Consider the following 18,503-nt stretch of genomic DNA (forward strand, 5'->3'; position numbering starts at 1 on the left):
AGCCGGCCCCGGGTGCGCGCCCTCACCGTGATCGCCCCACTCCTGTTGCCGGCTTCACGCCGGTGCCAACCGAGTACAGCGCTTCCAGCCCCCCGTTCAACTACCACCGTTACGAGGTCACCGTGCCGTTCACGGTCGAGGCCGGGCCGATCAGACCCTGGTTCAACCAGCACCACCGTCGGGGAACTGATCCAGGCCCGGAAGCTGGGGGGAAATCCCCGTCACATGACCGCGACGGGGGCGGCGCGCACCGCGGGTCCCCGCCCCTGTCCCCCCTGGCCTCCGCTCAGTCCGTCGTGGACGACTCCCGCCGCGGCAGCTTCCAGTTCGGGCGCGGGAAGTGGCAGGTGTAGCCGTTGGGGTAGCGCTCCAGGTAGTCCTGGTGCTCGGGCTCGGCCTCCCAGAAGTCGCCCACCGGCTCCACCTCCGTGACCACCTTGCCCGGCCACAGCCCGCTCGCCTCGACGTCCGCGATCGTGTCCTCGGCGACGCGGCGCTGCTCCTCGTCGGCGTAGAAGATGGCGGACCGGTAGCTGCGGCCGATGTCGTTGCCCTGGCGGTCCCGCGTGGTCGGGTCGTGGATCTGGAAGAAGAACTCCAGGACGTCGCGGTAGCTCGTCACGGTGGGATCGAAGAGGATCTCGATGGCCTCGGCGTGGTCACCGTGATGGCGGTACGTGGCGTTCGGCGTGTCGCCGCCGCTGTAGCCGACGCGGGTGGACACCACGCCGGGCTGCTTGCGGATCAGATCCTGCATGCCCCAGAAACAACCGCCTGCCAGGACGGCCCGCTCGGTTCCCACGGTCATCGGTCACTCCCTGAAGCTCGGGCCCGGCGCGGTCGTCGACCTGCCGGTTACACGGTCACCCAGCCTAAACAACCCGCGCGCGATGAAACTTCCCGGCCCCCACGCGCTCCCGGGCATCGGAAATCCGGAGGGACCGAGTTGGTCTAGTCCTCTTGACGAGGTGACGCGCCGGCGCTTTGGTATGTACCAACTCGGTCCCGCGACATCACGGCACCACACCACCACTCCACGCCCGAGGCATCCCCGGAAGGGGCACTGTCATGTACCTGGCAAGATATGCGGCTTCCGCCTGCGCGCTCGTCCTCTCGGCCACCGGCGCCGTCGTCGCCCCGGCCCCGGCCGCCGGCGCCGCGACGGCGGCGAGCAGCGTCTACTCCGTGGCTCCCTACGTCGACATGTCCAACAGTCAGGAAGGACTCCTCGACACCGCCATCACCGGACACCAACTCAAGGCCTACACAGCGGCGTTCGTGCTCGGCGAAGGCTGCAACCAGATCTGGGGCGACACCCTCCCCATCGGCAACGACCCCTACACCGACCCCGAGATCGCCAAGGCGAAGTCCGAGGGCGCCTCCGTCATCATTTCCTCCGGCGGGGCGAGCGGCGAACCGCTGGCCTGGACGTGCTCCACCCAGAGCAGCATCGACGCCGGGTACCAGGCCCTCATCAACGACTACGGCGTCACCCGGCTCGACTTCGACGTCGAGGGCGCCGCCGTCGCGGACACCGCGGCCGCCGCCCGCCAGATGCAGGCGATGAAGGATCTCAAGGCGTCCAACCCCGGTCTACAGTTCTCCATGACCCTGCCGGTCCTGACCAGCGGCCTGACCAACGACGGCGTCAACATTCTCAAGGCCGCCAAGAACGCGGGCATCAAGATCGACGTGGTCAACATCATGGCCATGGACTACTACGCCGGCACCGGCACCGAGATGGGCCAGGGCGCGATCGACGCGGCCAGGGCCACACTGGCGCAGATGCAGTCCGTGGACTCCGGCTACACCTACGCCAACCTCGGGATCACCCCGATGATCGGCAAGAACGACGACGGGTCGACGTTCACCCTGGCCGACGCCCGGACCGTGGAGAGCTTCGCCGCGCAGAACGGCGTCGGACGGCTCGCCTTCTGGTCCGTCAACCGCGACCAGCCGTGCAGCGGAAGCGCCAACTCGCTGCCCACGTGCAGCGAGATCAGCCAGAACAGCCTCGCGTTCACGGACGCGTTCGTGCCGTACGAGGGCGGCTCGGGCGGCGGCGGAGGCACGACGAGCGACTTCTCCTTGTCCCTGTCACCGGGCTCCGCCTCGGTCGCCCAGGGCGGTTCCGCCACCGCGACCGTCGCCACGGCCGTCACCTCCGGCAGCGCCGAATCCGTCAGCCTGTCGGCCTCCGGCGCGCCGTCCGGCGTCGGCGTCTCCTTCAGCCCGGCGACCGTGACGTCCGGCGGCACCTCGACGCTGACGGCGACGGTCGGCTCGTCCGTGGCCGCGGGCACCTACCCGATCACCGTCACCGGCACCGCCGGCGGCGGCGGCAGCCACAGCGCGACCTACACGCTGACCGTCACCTCGACCGGTGGAGGCGGAGGCGGTGGCGGCGGCTCACTCACCAACGCCGGCTTCGAGACGGGCCCCCTGAGCCCCTGGACCTGCACGGGCGGCAGCACGGTCGTATCGAGCCCGGTCCACAGCGGCAGCCACGCCCTCCAGGTCACCCCGAGCTCCAGCAGCACCGGCGAATGCGATCAGACCGTCACCCTGTCCCCCAACCACAGCTACACGCTCACCGGCTGGGTCCAGGGCCCGTACGCCTACATCGGGGTCAGCGGCGGCGCCACCGCCAGCACCTGGTCGAACAGCACGAGCTGGAACCGGCTGACCGTCAACTTCACGACGGGCGGCAGCGGAACCGTCACCGTGTACGTCCACGGCTGGTACGGCCAGTCCGCGGTCGACGCCGACGACTTCACGCTCGGCTAGGCACCTCCCCGACCCCTCAAGCATGCGGCGCACTCCTCCGGCAGAGGCGGTGCGCCGCACGCACCGGCGGGGCCTCCGGATCGCCGAGGCAGCCGGCCGACACCCGAGCCGACCGGCGGAACCGCCAGGTACACGCTCCGGCCCATGCCGAATCCCGCCGTGTCCTTCTTCTCCGGCCGTGACGGTGTGCGCCTCGCCTACCGGGAGACGGGTGAGGGCCGGCCGCTGATCCTCCTGCACGGAATGACCGGAGACGCGACGCTGTGGCTGCTCAACGGCCAGGCCGAGACGATCGCGGCGGCCGGTCACCGTGTGATCATGCCGGACTTCCGCAGGCACGGCAGCAGCGAGAAACCCCATGACGCCGCCTTCTACCCCCGGGACGTCCTGGCCGACGACGGCCTCGCCCTCGTCGAGCACCTCGGACTGAGGGAGTACGACCTCGGGGGTTACTCACTCGGCGCCCGGATCGTGGCGAGGATGCTGGTGCGTGGCGCGGCACCCGGCCGGGCGGTGGTCGCGGGCCAGGTCCTGCGTCAGGTGCTCGGCTCCGGCGGCGGGGCGGGCGCGTCCCTGCGCCCGCTGCTGACCGGCTGGGGGGCGTTCGAGCCGGGATCGCCGGAGGAACGCTCCGAACAGTGGCTCCGCTCCGGCGGCGCGGACCCGGTCGAGCTCCTCCGTGTGCTGGATTCGCTCGTCGCCACGCCGGCCGAGCAGCTCGGCCGGATCACGGTGCTCACGCTCGTCGCGGTGGGCGCCGACGACAGCGGTGCCACCTCCTCGGCCGGCCACCTGGTCACGGCGCTGCCGCAGGCAACCGGGACCGTGGTGCCCGGAAGACCACTGGACGGCCGCCGGCGCGCCCGAACTGGTCGCGGCCATCGGTCACGCGCGAGGCGCGCACCACGGGGCCGCTGACGGCCCGTCGGGGCTATCCCGCGCCGTACACGGGCTGTGGGGCCCGTGTCTCGGCGAGGAGTTTCAGGGTCGCCTCGCCCGCCTCCCTCGGGGTCCAGCGGGCGCCCTTGTCGATGGTCGGGCCCGGGTGCCAGCCCTCCATGACGGTGATGCGGCCGCCCTCGGTCTCGAAGACCCGGCCCGTCACCCCGGCGGAGGCGGCGGAGCCGAGCCAGACGACGAGCGGGGAGACGTTCTCCGGGGCCACGGCGTCGAAACGGCCGCTCTCCGGGGCGGCCATGGTCTCGGCGAAGGTCCGCTCGGTCATCCGGGTCCGGGCGGCCGGGGCGATGGCGTTGACCTGGACGCCGTAGCGGCCCAGTTCGGCGGCGGCGACCAGGGTCAGGCCGACGATCCCGGCCTTGGCGGCGGAGTAGTTGCCCTGGCCGACGCTGCCCAGCAGTCCCGCCCCGGAGCTTGTGTTGATCACCCGGGCCTCGGGCACCCGGCCCGCCTTCGCCTCGGCGCGCCAGTGCGCGGCGGCCTGCCTGAGCGGCAGGAAGTGGCCCTTGAGGTGGACGCGCACGACCGCGTCCCAGGCGTCCTCGTCGAGGTTGACGAGCATGCGGTCCCGCAGGAACCCGGCGTTGTTGACCAGGGTGTCCAGGCGGCCGAAGGCGTCCAGGGCGGTGGCGACGAGGGAGGCCGCGCCCTCGGTCGTGGCGATGTCGCCTCCGTGCGCGACCGCCTCGCCGCCGAGCGCGCGGATCTCCTCGACGACCTGCTGCGCCGGTCCTGCGGTGCCGCCCGTGCCGTCGAGGCCGACACCGAGGTCGTTGACGACCACCTTGGCTCCCTCGGCGGCGAAGGCGAGCGCGTGGGCACGGCCCAGGCCGCGGCCCGCGCCGGTGACGACGGCCACGCGTCCGGTGCACAGTCCGGTCACGGTCATGGGTGGAGGTCCTTTCGTCGGGTGTCGCCGGGCGTGCTACGTGTTGACCCCGGCGGCGTCGAGGAACGCGGGGCGCTCCCCTCCGCCGTGGACGTGCAGGCTCGCCCCGCTGATGTAGGCGGCCCGCTCGGAGGCGAGGAACACGCAGGCGTCGCCGACGTCCTCGGGCGTGGCGAGGCGGCCGAGCGGGACGGTGCGGGCCACGGCGGCGACGCCGTCCTCGTCCCCGTAGTGCAGGTACGACAGTTCGGTCCGGACCATGCCGGGGACGACCGTGTTGACCCGCACGCGCGGGGCCCATTCCACAGCCATGGACCGGGCGAGGCCCTCCAGCCCGGCCTTCGCCGCACCGTACGCCGCGGTGCCCGGTGACGGACGCGCTCCGCTGACGCTGCCGATCATCACGATCGACCCTCCGCTCCGCTGACCACGCATCAGCTCGTACGCGGCGAGCGACGCGGTGAGAGGGGTGAGGAGGTTCAGCTCCACGACCCGGGCGTGCCGTCCGGCTCCGCCCTCGCCGAGCATCCGGAAGGGGGTGCCCCCGGCGTTGTTGACGAGGGTGTCGAGGCGGCCGTACTCGGTGCGCAGCCGCTCGAAGAAGGCGCCGACCGCGTCGGCGTCGCGCAGGTCGACGGGGAGGAAGCGGGCCGTGCGGCCGGCCGCCTCGACCGGCTCGTCCGGGGGACGGCGCGCGCAGGTCACGACGTCGGCGCCCGCCTCCAGGAACGCCCGGGCGATGCCGGCACCGACGCCGCGTGTTCCGCCGGTGACCACCGTGACGCATCCGCTGAGATCGATGATCGTGGCCACCCGGCACCTCCCGCAGCGCGCCCTCCGCTGCTACCTTCTCGCCTAACAAACGTTTGGTGGAAAGGTAGCTGATTGGCTCATGGGTGTCTCCACCTCCGTCCCCGAAGAGGGCGTCGCCGTTGTCACCGTGGACTTCCCGCCGGTCAACGCCCTTCCCGTGCGCGGCTGGTACGCGCTGGCCGACTCGGTGCGCGCCGCCGGCGCCGACCGGGAGGTCCGGTGTGTGGTGCTCACCGCCGAGGGCCGCGGTTTCAACGCCGGCGTCGACATCAAGGAGATCCGGCGCGCGGCCGGGCACGATGCCCTCATCGGCGCCAACCGCGGCTGCTACGAGGCGTTCGCCGCGGTGTACGACTGCGAGGTCCCGGTGGTCGCCGCCGTACAGGGCTTCTGTCTGGGCGGCGGCATCGGACTGGCCGGAAACGCGGACGCGATCGTCGCCGCCGACGACGCGGTGTTCGGCCTGCCCGAACTGGACCGCGGCGCCCTGGGCGCGGCCACCCATCTCGCCCGGCTGGTGCCCCAGCACCTGATGCGGGCCCTGTACTACACCTCCCGCACCGTCACCGCGGAGGAACTGCACCGGCACGGCTCGGTGTGGCGGGTGGTCCCGCGCCCACAACTCAGGGATGCCGCACTGGAGTTGGCCCGCCAGATCGCCGCCAAGGACGGGTCCCTGATCCGGCTGGCCAAGGCGGCGATCAACGGCATCGACCCGGTCGACGTGCGCCGCAGCTACCGCTTCGAGCAGGGCTTCACCTTCGAGGCCAGCCTCAGCGGCGTCGCCGACCGCGTCCGCGGCACCTTCGGCGGGGACGACGGCACCTTCGGCATGGACCGGGAGCAGCGGTCGTGAGCAGGGACAAGACGATGACCGCCGAGGAGGTCGTCGGCCGGCTGGAGAGCGGCATGACGATCGGCATCGGCGGCTGGGGTTCGCGGCGCAAGCCGATGGCGCTGGTGCGGGCGCTGCTGCGTTCGGACGTGACCGACCTGACCGTCGTGTCCTACGGCGGTCCGGACGTCGGGCTGCTGGCCGCCGCGGGAAGGATCCGCACGCTGGTCGCGGCCTTCGCCACCCTCGACTCCATTCCCCTGGAGCCGCACTTCACGGCGGCCCGGCAGCGCGGCGCGCTGGACCTGGTGGAGCTGGACGAGGCCATGTTCATGTGGGGACTGACGGCGGCCGCGCACCGGCTGCCCTTCATGCCGGTCCGGGCCGGTCTCGGATCCGACGTGATGAGGGTCAACCCCCGCCTGCGGACCGTACGTTCGCCGTACGAGGACGGCGAGGAGCTCGTCGCGGTACCGGCCCTGCACCTGGACGCCGCGCTGGTGCACCTCAACCGCGCGGACGTGCACGGCAACGCCCAGTACCTCGGCCCCGACCCGTACTTCGACGACCTGTTCTGCGAGGCCGCCGACGCCGCCTACGTCTCCTGCGAGCGGATCGTGGACAGCCCCGACCTGCTCAAGGACGCGGGACCGCAGACCCTGCTGGTCAAGCGCGCGTTCGTGAACGGCGTCGTGGAGACCCCGAACGGCGCCCACTTCACCTCCTGCGTGCCCGACCACGACCGGGACGAGGCGTTCCAGCGGGCCTACGCCCGAGCCGCCCGCGAGCCGGAGGCCTGGCGGGCCTTCGCCGAGCGGTTCCTGTCCGGGGACGAGGACGCGTACCAGGCCGCGGTGGCGGCGTTCCACGAGGAGGAGGCGGCGGCATGAGCGGCACCCGTACGACGGCGGCGGTGACGCGCGCCGAGTACTGCGTGGTGGCCTGCGCCGAGGCCTGGCGCGATGCGGGGGAGGTCCTGGCCGCTCCGATGGGCACCGTCCCGACGATCGGGGCCCGGCTGGCGAGACTGACCTTCTCCCCCGACCTGCTGCTGACCGACGGCGAGGCACTGCTGATCGGTGACGTCCCGGCGGTCGGCGCCAGGGCCGAGGTGGTCGAGGGCTGGCTGCCGTACCGGCAGCACCTGGCCCTGGTCGCGACCGGACGGCGGCACGTGATGATGGGCGCGAGCCAGCTCGACCGGTACGGCAACCAGAACATCTCCTGCATCGGCGACTGGGCGAGGCCCGCCCGGCAGCTGCTGGGCATACGCGGCGCCCCCGTCAACACCCTCAACAATCCGACCAGTTACTGGGTGCCACGACATTCGAAGCGGGTCTTCGTCGAGCGGGTGGACATGGTGTGCGGCGTCGGCTACGACCGTGCCGCCGCGGCCGGTCCCGCCGCGTCCCGCCACCACCGCATCGCGGGCGTCGTCAGCGACCTGGGCGTCTTCGACTTCCCGGCGCCGGACCGGACGATGCGGCTGCGCTCGCTGCACCCCGGCGTCACGGTCGGACAGGTCGTCGAGGCCACCGGCTTCCCGCTCCACATCCCGGACCAGGTGCCGTACACCCGGGAACCCACCGCCGCGGAGCTGCGGTTGATCCGCGAGGTCATCGACCCGAAGGCGCTGCGCGAGCGCGAGGTCCCCGCGTGAACGACGTCGCGATCGCCACCCCGCTGACCGAGCTCGTCGGCGTGCGGCACCCCATCGTGCAGACCGGCATGGGCTGGGTGGCCGGTCCCCGTCTGGTGTCGGCCACCGCCGACGCCGGCGCGCTGGGGATCCTCGCCTCGGCCACCATGACGACCGACCGGCTCCGTGCGGCGGTCCGCGAGGTGAAGTCCCGTACCGACGCGCCCTTCGGGGTCAATCTGCGGGCGGACGCCTCGGACGCGGCCGAGCGGGTGCGGATCATCGTCGAGGAGGGGGTGAAGGTCGCCTCGTTCGCGCTCGCGCCCTCCCGGGAGCTGATCGCCCGGCTCAAGGACGCCGGTGTGGTCGTCGTCCCGTCCGTCGGCGCCCGGCGGCACGCCGAGAAGGTCGCCGCGTGGGGCGCCGACGCGGTGGTGGTGCAGGGCGGGGAGGGCGGCGGGCACACCGGGAAAGTCGCCACCACCGTCCTGCTCCCCCAGGTCGTGGACGCCGTGGACATCCCGGTGATCGCGGCCGGCGGCTTCCACGACGGCCGCGGTCTGGTCGCCGCACTCGCCTACGGTGCCGCCGGGATCGCCATGGGCACGCGCTTCCTGCTCACAGCCGACAGCACCGTTCCCGAAGCGGTCAAGGCCCGGTACCTGGCGGCCACGGTGGACGACGTCACCGTCACGACCAAGGTCGACGGACTCCCCCACCGGATGCTGCGCACGGAGCTGGTCGACTCCCTCGAACGCTCGGGCCGGGCGCGGGCACTGCTGCGCGCGGTACGGCACGCCGCGTCCTTCAAGGCGCTGTCCGGCACGAGCTGGGCGCGGATGGTCCGCGACGGCCTGGCGCTGAAGCACGGCAAGGAGCTGACCTGGAGCCAGGTCCTGCTGGCCGCCAACACCCCCATGCTGCTCAGGGCCTCGATGGTCGAGGGCCGGACCGACCTCGGCGTGATGGCCTCCGGTCAGGTCGCCGGACTGATCGACGATCTGCCGTCCTGCGCCGAGCTCGTCGACCGGATCATGGCGGAGGCCCGGGCCACGCTCCACGGACTGCCCCGGGCATAGCCGTCCCTCCCGGGGGAGCTGATCCGCCGCGCGCTGCCCGTTTCCGCCGCCGGCCGACCGAGGTGGTGATGTCCGACGCCGCCGTCTGTCAGAGCCGCTCGACGATGGTGACGTTTGCCTGGCCGCCGCCCTCGCACATGGTCTGCAGGCCGTAGCGTCCGCCGGTGCGCTCCAACTCGTGCAGCAGCGTGGTCATGAGCTTGGTGCCGGTGGCGCCCAGCGGGTGGCCGAGGGCGATGGCGCCGCCGTTGACGTTGACCTTGTCCGGGTCGGCGCCGGTCTCCTTCAGCCAGGCGAGCACCACGGAGGCGAAGGCCTCGTTGATCTCCACGAGGTCGATGTCGGCGAGGGTCATCCCGGCCTTCTTCAGGGCGTACGCCGTGGCCGGTATCGGCGCGGACAGCATCCGGATGGGGTCCTCGCCGCGCACCGAGAGGTGGTGGACGCGGGCGCGGGGCGTCAGACCGTGCTCCCGTACGGCTCGTTCGCTCGCGATCAGCAGGGCGGAGGCGCCGTCGGAGACCTGAGAGGAGACGGCGGCGGTGAGCCGGCCGCCGTCGACCACCGGCTTCAGTCCCGCCATCTTCTCCAGCGTGGTGTCGCGGCGGGGGCCCTCGTCGGTGGTCACCTCGCCGTAGGGGACGAGTTCGCGGTCGAAGCGGCCCTCGTCGATGGCGCGGACGGCCCGCTGATGGGAGCGCAGTGCGAACTCCTCCATGTCACGGCGCGAGATGCCCCACTTGTCGGCGATCATCTCGGCGCCGGCGAACTGGTTGACCGGCCGGTCGCCGTAGCGGGCCCGCCAGCCCTCGGAGCCGGCGTAGGGGCCCTGGGTGAGCCCGAGAGGCTCGGCGGCCTGGCGGGTGGCGAAGGCGATCGGGATCATCGACATGTTCTGCACGCCGCCCGCGACGACCAGGTCCTGGGTGCCCGAGAGTACGCCTTGCGCGGCGAAGTGCAGGGCCTGCTGGGAGGAGCCGCACTGACGGTCCACCGTCACCCCCGGCACCTCCTCGGACAGCCCGGCGGCCAGCCAGCAGGTGCGGGCGATGTCGCCGGCCTGCGGGCCGACGGTGTCCAGGCAGCCGAGGACGACGTCCTCGACGGCGGCGGGGTCGACGCCCGAGCGCTCCATCAGCGCCGTCAGCACATGGGCGCCGAGATCGGCCGGGTGGACGGCGGCGAGCCCGCCTCCGCGCCTGCCGACCGGGGTGCGAACCGCTTCGACGATGTATGCCTCGGCCATGGCCACTCCTTGGGGATCGGTTCCGGGATCGGTGACGTCCGCGGTCTCGTGCGCGCACGGCGATGCCCTGGTTCATCCGGTGCCTGGACTCCTTCTGGCTCAGGCGTGCTGGCTGCTGACGGACAGGACCTCCCCGGTCAGGTACGAGGAGTACCCGCTGGCCAGGAAGACGATGACGTTGGCCACCTCCCACGGCTCGGCCCAGCGGCCGAACGCCTCGCGGGCGGTGAGTTCCCCCAGCAGTTCCGGCGTGGTGACCTTCACCAGGTGCGGGTGCATGGCGAGGCTGGGCGAGACGGCGTTCACCCGCACCCCGTACTCCGCGGCCTCCACGGCGGCGCAGCGGGTGAGGGCCATGACCCCGGCCTTGGCGGCGGCGTAGTGGGCCTGGCCCCGCTGTGCCCGCCAGCCGATCACCGAGGCGTTGTTGACGACGACGCCCCCGGCGCCCGCCGCCTTCATCCGGCGCAGCGCGGCGCGGGTGCACCGGAAGGTGCCGGTGAGGGTGACGTCGAGGATCTTTTCCCACTGCTCGTCGGTCATCTCGACCAGGTCGGCGGTGCCGCCGAGTCCGGCGTTGTTGACGACGACGTCCAGGCGTCCGTGCCGCTCCGCCGCGAAGTCGAACAGCGCCGCGACCTGGTCCTCGTCGGTGACGTCGCAGGGCAGGGCCGCGACGCGGTCCGCGCCGAACTGCGCGGCGAGCGCCGCCTCCGACTCCTTGAGCCTGCGGGCGTGGGCGTCGGAGAGCACGACGCGGGCGCCCTCCTCCAGCAGCCGGCGGGCGGTCGCACCGCCGATGCCGGCGCCCGCGGCGGCGGTGACCACGGCGGTACGGCCGTGCAGGAGGGCGTGCCCGGGGACGTAGGGCGGCGGGGGCGTGGTCACGGGCGGGCCTCCTTCGGCGGGCCGGGGACGCGCTCGGCGACTAGGGCTCGGGTCGGCTCTCGACGGCTGACGGCTCGTCAGGTTAACCTACCAAACAGTTGTTAGGGAAGGAGGGCGGATACCCGCCGCCCGGAACCGCACCAGGAAGGCCCGCAGTTGATGGACCTCGACTTCTCCGCCGCGGACGACGCCTTCCGTGCCGAGGCCCGCGCCTGGCTCGCCGGCCATGTGCCCGGCACCCCGCTGCCCTCGCTGGAGACGGCGGAGGGGTTCGCGGCCCACCGGGACTGGGAGCGCACCCTGTTCGCCGACCGCTGGTCGGTGGTGTCCTGGCCCGAGGAGTACGGCGGCCGGAGCGCCTCGATCCTCCGGTGGCTGATCTTCGAGGAGGAGTACTACGCGGCCGGTGCGCCCGGCCGGGTCAGCCAGAACGGCATCAACCTCCTCGCGCCCACCCTCTTCGAGCACGGGACCCCGGAGCAGTGCGCGCGTGTCCTGCCGTCCATGGCGAGCGGCGAGGTGATCTGGGCCCAGGCCTGGTCCGAGCCGGAGTCGGGCTCCGACCTCGCCTCGCTGCGCTCCACAGCCGTGCGCACCCACGGCGGCTGGCGCCTGAGCGGCCAGAAGACCTGGTCGTCGCGGGCGGCGTTCGCCGACCGCGCCTTCGGGCTGTTCCGCAGTGCCCCGGCCACCGAGCGGCCGCACCAGGGGCTGACGTACCTGATGTTCCCGCTGGACGCGGAGGGGGTGACGGTACGGCCCATCGGGCGGCTCGACGGCAAGCCCGCCTTCGCCGAACTCTTCCTCGACGAGGTCTTCGTGCCCGACGACGACGTCATCGGCGAGCCCGGACAGGGCTGGCGGGTGGCGATGAGCACGGCGGGCAACGAGCGCGGGCTCACCCTGCGCAGCCCCGGCCGTTTCACGGCCGCCGCCGAGCGTCTGACCGCGCTGTGGCGCTCCACCGCCGACCCGGGCGACACCGCGCTGCGCGACCGGGTCGCCGATGCGGTGATCGGCGCCCGCGCCTATCAGTTGTTCACCTACGCGGCCGCCTCGCGCCTGGCGGCAGGGGGCTCGATCGGCGCGGAGTCGAGCCTCAACAAGGTGTTCTGGTCCGAGCTGGACATCGCCCTGCACGAGACCGCCCTCGACCTGCTGGGCCCCTACGGCGATCTCGCCGACGACGCCCCGGACGCGCCCGGACACGGCGCCTGGGCCGAGGGCTACGTCTTCTCCCTGGCCGGACCCATCTACGCGGGCACCAACGAGATCCAGCGCGACATCATCGCCGAGCGGCTGCTCGGCCTGCCGAAGGGACGCCGGTGATGCGCTTCCTCCTCGACGCCGAGCAGCGCGACTTCGCCCGCTCGCTGGACGCCCTGCTGACGGCGGCGGGCACTCCGGCCGTCGTACGGTCCTGGGCCGCCGGGGACACCGAGCCCGGCCGCGCGCTGTGGACCAGGCTGGCCGAGGCCGGGGTGTTCGCGCTCGCCGTACCGGAGCGGCACGCCGGGCTGGGCCCACTGCCGGTCGAACTGACGGTGGCCTTCGTGGAGTTGGGCCGCCACGCGGTGCCGGGTCCACTGGCGGAGACGGTCGCGGCGGCGGCCCTCCTGGACCGACTGGGCGATGCGACGACGGCCGCGGCATGGCTGCCGGGGATCGCCGCCGGCAAGGTCGTCGCCTCCCTGTGTCCGGTCTCCCCCGACCGTCCCTACGCCCTGGACGCGGACACCGCCGACGCGGTGTTCGTCGTCGAGGGCGACACCCTGCGCCTGGCCGAGGCGCACGGCCCCGTACAGCGCTCGCTCGACCCGGCCCGGCGGCCGGCCCGCCCGCTCGGCGGCACCGTGCTGGCCCGGGGACCGGCCGTCGCCGTCGCCGCCGCGCAGGCGACCGAGGTCGCGGCCCTGACCACCGCCGCGCAGGCCCTAGGCCTGGGCCGCGCCCTGCTGGAGCGGACCGTCGAATACGCCCGGCAGCGCAGGCAGTTCGGGGTCCCCATCGGCTCCTTCCAGGCCGTCAAGCACCGGCTGGCCGACACGCTGATCGCCCTGGAGTTCGCCCAGCCGCTGATCCACGCCGCCGCGTTGGCGCTGGAACGTGCCGACGCCGGGTGCGGGCGCGACATCGCCGCGGCGAAGGTCACCGCCTGCGAGGCCGCGTACGCCGCGGCGCGCACCGCCCTGCAGGTGCACGGCGCCCTCGGCTACACCGAGGAACTGGACCTGTCCCTGTGGATCCGCAAGGCGCGCGCGCTGCGGACCTCCTGGGGCACGCCGGCGGCCTGCCGGTCCCGGGTGCTCGCGCCCTGACCGGCTGTCGCCCGGTCGCCCCCTGGTCCCCGTGGAAGAGCGAGCGCGGGCCGGCGACGGTTCAGTGGTTGGGTTTCGCCGTGCTGATCTCCCCCAGCGCCGAGTGCGGGTCCTCGACGGCCGCCAGGTCGCCGAGGCTGATGAAGCCGACCGGGCAGCCGCCGTGTTCCACGACGGGGAGCCGGCGCAGGCCGTGCCGGCGCATCAGCTCGGCGGCCTGGTCCGTGGTGTCCTCGGGTGTCAGGGTCACCACGGGCGGCCGGCTGCACACCCTGCCGACCGTGGTGGTGTGCGGGTCCAGTCCGGCGGCGAGCGTCCGCACCACGATGTCGCGGTCGGTGAGCACACCGAACAGATCGCAGTCGTAGGCGACCAGGACGTCGCCGATGTCGTGCTCCCGCATGAGGAGCGCCGCCCGTTCCACCGTGGTCATCGGCTCCACCGCCACCGCGCCGGGCGACATGACCTCGCGTATCCGCCGTGTCATCGGGCACCTCCCGGATCCGAGATGGTGAGGCGTTCGGCCTCGCCCGCCCGCGTAGCCCGGGACGGCGCGGGCAAACCGCCTTTCCCGCCGCCGGTACCGGTGGGAGAGGAGCAGACATGGCGCAGCCGCCCCCGGCGAGTGACGATGGAACCCGAGGGGGGCCGGAGAAGGGATCACGGCGGCCATGGTGGGTGACATCAGCGACGAACTACGGGCACGGCGCGAGGGCGAGAACGGTCACCGCTCGATGCCGCACACCGCGGACACCCGTCTGCAGGCCTGGGGCACGACCCGGGAACAGTGCCTGACCGAGGCCGTGCGTGCCATGGTCGAGGCTTTCGCCGATGTGTCCGGGGCGCATCCGGCCACCATGGAACGGGTCCGTCTCGCCCCCGGCGACGACGCGGACCTGCTGGTCGCGCTGCTGGAGGAGGTGGTCTACCGGCTGGAGGTGGCGGGCCGGATCCCCGTCGACGTGGAGGCGGAGCCCACCTACGACGGTGGACTGGCGGTACGGCTGTCGCTCGCCGATCTCGCGGACGTCACCGTCATCGGTGCCGCGCCCAAGGGTGTCTCCTGGCAGGAGTTGCACATCGCCCCGGACGCGTACGGATGGTCCTGCACGGTGATCGTGGACGTGTGACCGCACCCGCGCACCCCTGCCGTACGGGCACCCGTCGGCCCAGGCCGTGAGCCGCCGGCCACCGCGGTCAGCCCTTCACCACCCCGAGCGGCACCAGCCGGGCGACCTTCCGGCACAGCCCCGCCCCCTCGCTCGCGGTCACGACGGCGTCGACGTCCTTGTACGCCTCCGGCGTCTCCTCCGTCAGGCCGCGCCAGGACTTCGGGCGCGCCGCGATGCCGGCGTCGCGCAGCCGCGACCGCAGCTCGCTGCCGGTGATGCTGCGCGCGGCCTGATGGCGGCTCATGGTGCGGCCCGCACCATGGCAGGTGGAGTGGAAGGCGTCGCCCTCGGACACGCCGGTCAGCACGTACGAGGCCGTCCCGAGGGTGCCGGGGATCAGCACCGGCTGTCCGAACTCCCTGATGTCCTCGGGCAGTTCGGGATGCCCGGGCGGGAAGGCGCGAGTGGCGCCCTTGCGGTGCACGCACAGCCGCCGCCGCTGACCGTCCACCGGATGGCTCTCGATCTTGGCGAGGTTGTGGGAGACGTCGTACACCAGCGTCAGCCCGGTACCGGCGGTGCGCCGGAACACGCCGCGTGCCGCGTCGGACAGCAACTGCCGGTTCGCCCGGCCGTAGTTGGCGGCCGCGGCCATAGCCCCGAGATAGTCCTGCCCCTCGGGCGAGTCGACCGGCGTACAGGCGAGCTGCCGGTCGGGCACGGAGATGCCGTAGCGGGCCATGGCGCGGTCCATGAGCCGCACATGGTCGGTGCAGATCTGGTGCCCCAGCCCGCGCGAGCCGCAGTGGATCATCACGCACACCTGACCCGGCTCGATCCCGAAGGCGGCCGCGGCCGGGCCGTCGTACACCTCGGCGACCCGCTGCACCTCCAGGAAGTGGTTGGCGGAGCCCAGGCTGCCCACCTGGCCGAGGCCCCGCTCCCGGGCCCTCTGCCCGACCTGTGTCACGTCCGCGTCGGCGACCGCGCCGCCGTCCTCGCAGCGCAGCAGGTCGCGCTCCTCCCCGTGGCCCCGCTCCACGGCGTAGCGGGAGCCCCCGGCCAGCAGCCGTTCCAGCTCGCCGGGGCCGTCCGGCCGCCACACGCCACCGGGGCCGGCGCCGCGCGGGATCGCCCTGTCGAGGCCGTCCATCACCGCGGTCAGTGCCGGCCGGAGCGTGTCGGCGTCGCAGTCGGCGGCCAGCAGCCGCACCCCGCAGGAGATGTCGAAGCCGACGCCGCCCGGCGAGACCACCCCGCCGGCGTCCACGTCGGTGGCGGCGACACCGCCGATGGGGAAGCCGTACCCCCAGTGGATGTCCGGCATCGCGTAGGAGGCGGTGACGATGCCGGGCAGGGTGGCCACGTGCACAACCTGCTCCAGGGACTGCTCGGCGTCGGCGAGCAACTCCCGGGAGGCGAACACGACCCCGGGCACGCGCATGCCCGCGTGCGGCTCGATGCGGTAGCGGAAGGAACGTTCCTCGACCAGCTCCATCGCGGTCTCCGCTCCGGCTCGGCGCGCCTGGGGGTCACTGCCCGTGCAGCACGGCGAGCACGTCGTCGTCGGTCAGCTGCTCGAAGTCCTCGTACCACTCCCCCACGGCCAGGAAGACCGTCGGCCGCTGCAGGCACAGCACCTCGTCGGCCTCGCCGCGCAGCAGCTCGGACGCCTGCGGGGAGCACACCGGAACCGCCAGCACCACCCGCTCCGGGCCCTGTCGGCGCAGCCAGCGCAGGGCCGCCCGCGCGGTCGCCCCCGTGGCCACCCCGTCGTCCACCAGGATGACGGTACGGTCCCGCAGCTCGGGCGCGGGACGGCCCTGCCGGTACCGCTCCTCCCGGCGGTGCAGCTCCGCCCGCTCGCGCTCCACCACGTCGTCCAGGGCCGTCACGTCCAGACCGAGTTCGTCCAGGGTCCGGTCGTCGAACAGCGGAGGATCGTCACCCGCGAGCGCCCCGACGCCCAGCTCCTCCTGGAAGGGCGCGCCGATCTTGCGCGCGACCAGCACGTCGAGCGGTGCCTCCAGTGCCCGCGCCACCTCGCGGGCGACCGTCACCCCGCCGCGCGGCAGGGCCAGCACGACCGGATGCGTCAGCGCCCCTGCCTCCTGCCGGATGCGCAGCCGCTCGGCCAGCTCCCGGCCGGCATGGACGCGATCATGAAACCGCATGCCCCGTCGACTCCTTCCACACCTGCGCCGTGCTCGTCGCCGGGCCACGGCGTGCGGTCGTACCACGGCTCGCGCCCGGGGGCAGGTGCGCCTGCTCGCACTCGGACGACCGGACGGACACCACGGCACCTCGCTCCGGGCCCTGGCCGGGTACCCGGGCCGGGCCGCCACGACACCGGACGCACCGACGGGACTGCGGCTCCGCGCTCGTGTGACCAGCGGCAGCGCCCGCGGCCGTGTCGGCGGCCGCCGGGAAGAGCGACGAATATGGAACGGAGGAGCTGAGAAGATGGCACGCATTCTCGTCGACGGGGACGACCTGGTCCTGCACCTGGCGTGGTGGCAGCGGGTGGCCGCCCGCCGCCGTGATGTGCGGGTGCCGCTGACGGCGCTGTGCCGGGTGACGGCCGAAGCCGAGTGGTGGCGCGCCCTGCGCGGAGTCCGGCAGCGCGGCACCTGGATTCCGGGCGGTTGGTCCATCGGCACGCGCGCTCACCCCGGCGGGACGGACTTCGTGGCCCTGCGGCCGGGCAGGCCCGTCGTGGTCGTCGAACTGCGCCCCTCTGCCCCCTTCCGGCTCCTCGCGGTGTCCGTGCCGGACGATGACGAGGCGCGGGCCACGGCTCAGCGGCTCGGCCGGACCGCACCGAGGATCGACACCTCCACGCGCTATCGGCAGCCGGTTCCGGTCGCCGAGGAGACCTCCGCCGGGAGCACCCCTCCTGCCCTGCCCATGGCCGGCGGGAGGCGTCCGGACGGCAAGCCCTGAGCCGGGGTCCGGGACCTGGCGGTGCCCCCTGTCCCGGTCGTCACCCGCCGCGGAAGGCCCGCAGAAGGTGGTCGCGGACGCGGATCACGTCCGGGTTGTCGGGGACGCCCGGTCGCTGGACCAGGTAGCCGGTGTTGATCGGGGGATCGTCGGGCTCGTGCAGCAGGACGAGGGCCCCGCAGGCCAGTTCGTCGGCGCACAGGTAGCGGGGCAGCACGGTGAAGCCCGCGCCGGCCACGACCGCGGCCTTCACTCCGCGCAGGTCGGGCACGGTGACGGCGGCGGGGCAGGAGAGCCGGCGACCGAAGACGTGACGCCAGTAGCGGCGGGCGATGGGCAGGTCCTCGGCGTACGTCACCAGCGGGACGGAGTGCAGGACCGCCGGGCCCTCGGCGGCGAGCGGCTCCTTCAGGCGCTCGGCCCATGAGGGCGCGGCCACCAGCACGAACTCCTCGTCCGCCAGCGCCACCGCGGACAGCGTACGGCCCCGGGGGCGGTGCGTGGCGATCACCAGGTCGTGGCGGCCCGCCCGCAGCTCGTCGAGCAGCGCGTCGGTCAGCCCCGCCGCCACCCGCAGCCGCACCCCGTCAGCCACGAGCGGCGCCAGCGCGGGCAGCACGCGGGTGCACAGCAACTCGGCGGGACCGGCGAGGTGCACCGGTTCGGCCGTACGGCCTTCCGCCGTGTCCGGGCCGGCCACGGCGGCGAGCATGTCGAGCCCCGGCGCGACGCGCACCGCGAGTTCGTCGGCCACGGCCGTCGGCGCGACCCCGCGCGGCAGCCGCTCGAACAGCTCCCGCCCCGTCTGCCGCTCCAGGGTCCGCATCTGTGTCGTCACCGTCGGCTGCGACAGCCCCAGCAGCTGGGCGGCGCCGGTGAACGAACCCGACCGGTACACCGCGAGGAACGTGCGCAGCAGGTTCAGATCGAACGCATGCGGGGCGGCGGCCGGGCGCGGAGCCGGGGACCTGTCACCGGAGTCGGTATCGCTCAC

At 73.3% G+C, this 18,503-nt stretch carries 20 protein-coding genes; 11 read left to right on the forward strand and 9 right to left on the reverse strand.

Translation table 11 applies throughout. The features are described 5' to 3' along the window. Nucleotides 1-62 precede the first annotated feature (62 nt). Nucleotides 63-353 (forward strand): glycohydrolase toxin TNT-related protein, encoded by a 291-nt coding sequence (locus ACQPXS_RS07755; protein ID WP_433448247.1) that lies wholly within the window; start codon nucleotides 63-65, stop codon nucleotides 351-353. Here the strand turns inward: ACQPXS_RS07755 and msrA are convergent. Beyond that, complete coding sequence (gene msrA, locus ACQPXS_RS07760) at nucleotides 287-808, reverse strand: peptide-methionine (S)-S-oxide reductase MsrA (RefSeq protein ID WP_351804933.1); 522 nt, start codon at nucleotides 806-808, stop codon at nucleotides 287-289. The two genes, ACQPXS_RS07755 and msrA, sit on opposite strands and share 67 nt — an antisense overlap. A 260-nt stretch (nucleotides 809-1,068) precedes the next feature. Here msrA and ACQPXS_RS07765 point away from each other — a divergent pair, with 260 nt between their 5' ends. Next, complete coding sequence (locus ACQPXS_RS07765; protein WP_433448249.1) at nucleotides 1,069-2,787, forward strand: carbohydrate binding domain-containing protein; 1,719 nt, start codon at nucleotides 1,069-1,071, stop codon at nucleotides 2,785-2,787. Nucleotides 2,788-2,931: 144 nt separating this feature from the next. Further along, on the forward strand, nucleotides 2,932-3,705 hold the full coding sequence (locus tag ACQPXS_RS07770; protein ID WP_433448251.1) for an alpha/beta fold hydrolase: 774 nt from the start codon (nucleotides 2,932-2,934) through the stop codon (nucleotides 3,703-3,705). 13 nt (nucleotides 3,706-3,718) lie between these two features. On the opposite strand, the gene ACQPXS_RS07775 is transcribed toward ACQPXS_RS07770, so the two are convergent. Together ACQPXS_RS07775 and ACQPXS_RS07780 are read right to left on the reverse strand one after the other, a co-directional pair. Then, nucleotides 3,719-4,630 carry an SDR family oxidoreductase gene (locus tag ACQPXS_RS07775; RefSeq protein ID WP_433455746.1) on the reverse strand — a complete coding sequence of 304 codons (912 nt, stop codon included), beginning with the start codon at nucleotides 4,628-4,630 and terminating at the stop codon, nucleotides 3,719-3,721. Between the two features lie 42 nt (nucleotides 4,631-4,672). Next, on the reverse strand, nucleotides 4,673-5,449 hold the full coding sequence (locus ACQPXS_RS07780; protein ID WP_433448253.1) for an SDR family oxidoreductase: 777 nt from the start codon (nucleotides 5,447-5,449) through the stop codon (nucleotides 4,673-4,675). A gap of 79 nt (nucleotides 5,450-5,528) precedes the next feature. Here ACQPXS_RS07780 and ACQPXS_RS07785 point away from each other — a divergent pair, with 79 nt between their 5' ends. The 4 genes from ACQPXS_RS07785 to ACQPXS_RS07800 are packed head-to-tail and all read left to right on the forward strand — an operon-like array spanning nucleotide 5,529 to nucleotide 9,002. Beyond that, nucleotides 5,529-6,305, forward strand: coding sequence for an enoyl-CoA hydratase family protein (locus ACQPXS_RS07785; RefSeq protein WP_433448255.1), 777 nt, complete (start codon nucleotides 5,529-5,531; stop codon nucleotides 6,303-6,305). A gap of 14 nt (nucleotides 6,306-6,319) precedes the next feature. Continuing rightward, nucleotides 6,320-7,174 carry a CoA transferase subunit A gene (locus ACQPXS_RS07790; RefSeq protein WP_433455748.1) on the forward strand — a complete coding sequence of 285 codons (855 nt, stop codon included), beginning with the start codon at nucleotides 6,320-6,322 and terminating at the stop codon, nucleotides 7,172-7,174. Further along, a complete protein-coding gene (locus ACQPXS_RS07795; protein ID WP_433448257.1) occupies nucleotides 7,171-7,944 on the forward strand; it encodes a CoA-transferase subunit beta in 774 nt (257 codons plus the stop codon). Before ACQPXS_RS07790 ends, ACQPXS_RS07795 begins: the two co-directional genes overlap by 4 nt. Nucleotides 7,945-7,955: 11 nt before the next feature. Then, nucleotides 7,956-9,002: an NAD(P)H-dependent flavin oxidoreductase gene (locus ACQPXS_RS07800; RefSeq protein WP_433455750.1), complete on the forward strand. Its 1,047-nt coding sequence runs from the start codon at nucleotides 7,956-7,958 to the stop codon at nucleotides 9,000-9,002. An 88-nt stretch (nucleotides 9,003-9,090) separates the two neighbouring features. Here the strand turns inward: ACQPXS_RS07800 and ACQPXS_RS07805 are convergent, their stop codons facing one another. After that, on the reverse strand, nucleotides 9,091-10,248 hold the full coding sequence (locus ACQPXS_RS07805) for an acetyl-CoA C-acetyltransferase (protein ID WP_433448259.1): 1,158 nt from the start codon (nucleotides 10,246-10,248) through the stop codon (nucleotides 9,091-9,093). Between the two features lie 99 nt (nucleotides 10,249-10,347). Beyond that, nucleotides 10,348-11,136, reverse strand: a complete 789-nt coding sequence (locus tag ACQPXS_RS07810) for an SDR family oxidoreductase (protein ID WP_433448261.1) — start codon at nucleotides 11,134-11,136, stop codon at nucleotides 10,348-10,350. Nucleotides 11,137-11,295: 159 nt separating this feature from the next. On the opposite strand from ACQPXS_RS07810, the gene ACQPXS_RS07815 reads away from it, so the two are divergent. Then, complete coding sequence (locus ACQPXS_RS07815; protein WP_433448263.1) at nucleotides 11,296-12,465, forward strand: acyl-CoA dehydrogenase family protein; 1,170 nt, start codon at nucleotides 11,296-11,298, stop codon at nucleotides 12,463-12,465. Then, nucleotides 12,465-13,454: an acyl-CoA dehydrogenase family protein gene (locus ACQPXS_RS07820; RefSeq protein WP_433448265.1), complete on the forward strand. Its 990-nt coding sequence runs from the start codon at nucleotides 12,465-12,467 to the stop codon at nucleotides 13,452-13,454. Before ACQPXS_RS07815 ends, ACQPXS_RS07820 begins: the two co-directional genes overlap by 1 nt. A gap of 61 nt (nucleotides 13,455-13,515) precedes the next feature. Here the strand turns inward: ACQPXS_RS07820 and ACQPXS_RS07825 are convergent, their stop codons facing one another. Next, nucleotides 13,516-13,941: a CBS domain-containing protein gene (locus tag ACQPXS_RS07825; RefSeq protein ID WP_365326072.1), complete on the reverse strand. Its 426-nt coding sequence runs from the start codon at nucleotides 13,939-13,941 to the stop codon at nucleotides 13,516-13,518. Between the two features lie 184 nt (nucleotides 13,942-14,125). On the opposite strand from ACQPXS_RS07825, the gene ACQPXS_RS07830 reads away from it, so the two are divergent. Further along, on the forward strand, nucleotides 14,126-14,584 hold the full coding sequence (locus ACQPXS_RS07830; RefSeq protein ID WP_351804911.1) for an archease: 459 nt from the start codon (nucleotides 14,126-14,128) through the stop codon (nucleotides 14,582-14,584). A 67-nt stretch (nucleotides 14,585-14,651) separates the two neighbouring features. Here ACQPXS_RS07830 and ACQPXS_RS07835 read toward each other — a convergent pair whose 3' ends face one another. After that, the gene (locus ACQPXS_RS07835) at nucleotides 14,652-16,064 is read right to left on the reverse strand and encodes an RtcB family protein (RefSeq protein ID WP_433448268.1); all 1,413 of its coding nucleotides are present in this window, start codon (nucleotides 16,062-16,064) and stop codon (nucleotides 14,652-14,654) included. A 34-nt stretch (nucleotides 16,065-16,098) separates the two neighbouring features. Further along, complete coding sequence (locus ACQPXS_RS07840; protein WP_351804907.1) at nucleotides 16,099-16,740, reverse strand: phosphoribosyltransferase; 642 nt, start codon at nucleotides 16,738-16,740, stop codon at nucleotides 16,099-16,101. A 289-nt stretch (nucleotides 16,741-17,029) separates the two neighbouring features. On the opposite strand from ACQPXS_RS07840, the gene ACQPXS_RS07845 reads away from it, so the two are divergent. Next, nucleotides 17,030-17,509, forward strand: a complete 480-nt coding sequence (locus tag ACQPXS_RS07845; protein WP_433448270.1) for a hypothetical protein — start codon at nucleotides 17,030-17,032, stop codon at nucleotides 17,507-17,509. A 40-nt stretch (nucleotides 17,510-17,549) separates the two neighbouring features. On the opposite strand, the gene ACQPXS_RS07850 is transcribed toward ACQPXS_RS07845, so the two are convergent. After that, nucleotides 17,550-18,503, reverse strand: a complete 954-nt coding sequence (locus ACQPXS_RS07850; protein ID WP_433448272.1) for a LysR family transcriptional regulator — start codon at nucleotides 18,501-18,503, stop codon at nucleotides 17,550-17,552.

This window comes from Streptomyces sp. CA-142005, from assembly GCF_050942335.1.
In the GTDB taxonomy this organism is placed as follows: domain Bacteria; phylum Actinomycetota; class Actinomycetes; order Streptomycetales; family Streptomycetaceae; genus Streptomyces.

Excerpts from the sequence above, each read along its gene's own strand:
- msrA (WP_351804933.1), bottom strand. The coding sequence starts at position 808 with ATGACCGTGGGAACCGAGCGGGCCGTCCTGGCAGGCGGTTGTTTCTGG.
- ACQPXS_RS07765 (WP_433448249.1), top strand. The coding sequence starts at position 1,069 with ATGTACCTGGCAAGATATGCGGCTTCCGCCTGCGCGCTCGTCCTCTCG.
- ACQPXS_RS07770 (WP_433448251.1), top strand. The coding sequence starts at position 2,932 with ATGCCGAATCCCGCCGTGTCCTTCTTCTCCGGCCGTGACGGTGTGCGC.
- ACQPXS_RS07785 (WP_433448255.1), top strand. The coding sequence starts at position 5,529 with ATGGGTGTCTCCACCTCCGTCCCCGAAGAGGGCGTCGCCGTTGTCACC.
- ACQPXS_RS07790 (WP_433455748.1), top strand. The coding sequence starts at position 6,320 with ATGACCGCCGAGGAGGTCGTCGGCCGGCTGGAGAGCGGCATGACGATC.
- ACQPXS_RS07795 (WP_433448257.1), top strand. The coding sequence starts at position 7,171 with ATGAGCGGCACCCGTACGACGGCGGCGGTGACGCGCGCCGAGTACTGC.
- ACQPXS_RS07805 (WP_433448259.1), bottom strand. The coding sequence starts at position 10,248 with ATGGCCGAGGCATACATCGTCGAAGCGGTTCGCACCCCGGTCGGCAGG.
- ACQPXS_RS07815 (WP_433448263.1), top strand. The coding sequence starts at position 11,296 with ATGGACCTCGACTTCTCCGCCGCGGACGACGCCTTCCGTGCCGAGGCC.
- ACQPXS_RS07820 (WP_433448265.1), top strand. The coding sequence starts at position 12,465 with ATGCGCTTCCTCCTCGACGCCGAGCAGCGCGACTTCGCCCGCTCGCTG.
- ACQPXS_RS07825 (WP_365326072.1), bottom strand. The coding sequence starts at position 13,941 with ATGACACGGCGGATACGCGAGGTCATGTCGCCCGGCGCGGTGGCGGTG.
- ACQPXS_RS07830 (WP_351804911.1), top strand. The coding sequence starts at position 14,126 with ATGGTGGGTGACATCAGCGACGAACTACGGGCACGGCGCGAGGGCGAG.
- ACQPXS_RS07835 (WP_433448268.1), bottom strand. The coding sequence starts at position 16,064 with ATGGAGCTGGTCGAGGAACGTTCCTTCCGCTACCGCATCGAGCCGCAC.
- ACQPXS_RS07840 (WP_351804907.1), bottom strand. The coding sequence starts at position 16,740 with ATGCGGTTTCATGATCGCGTCCATGCCGGCCGGGAGCTGGCCGAGCGG.
- ACQPXS_RS07845 (WP_433448270.1), top strand. The coding sequence starts at position 17,030 with ATGGCACGCATTCTCGTCGACGGGGACGACCTGGTCCTGCACCTGGCG.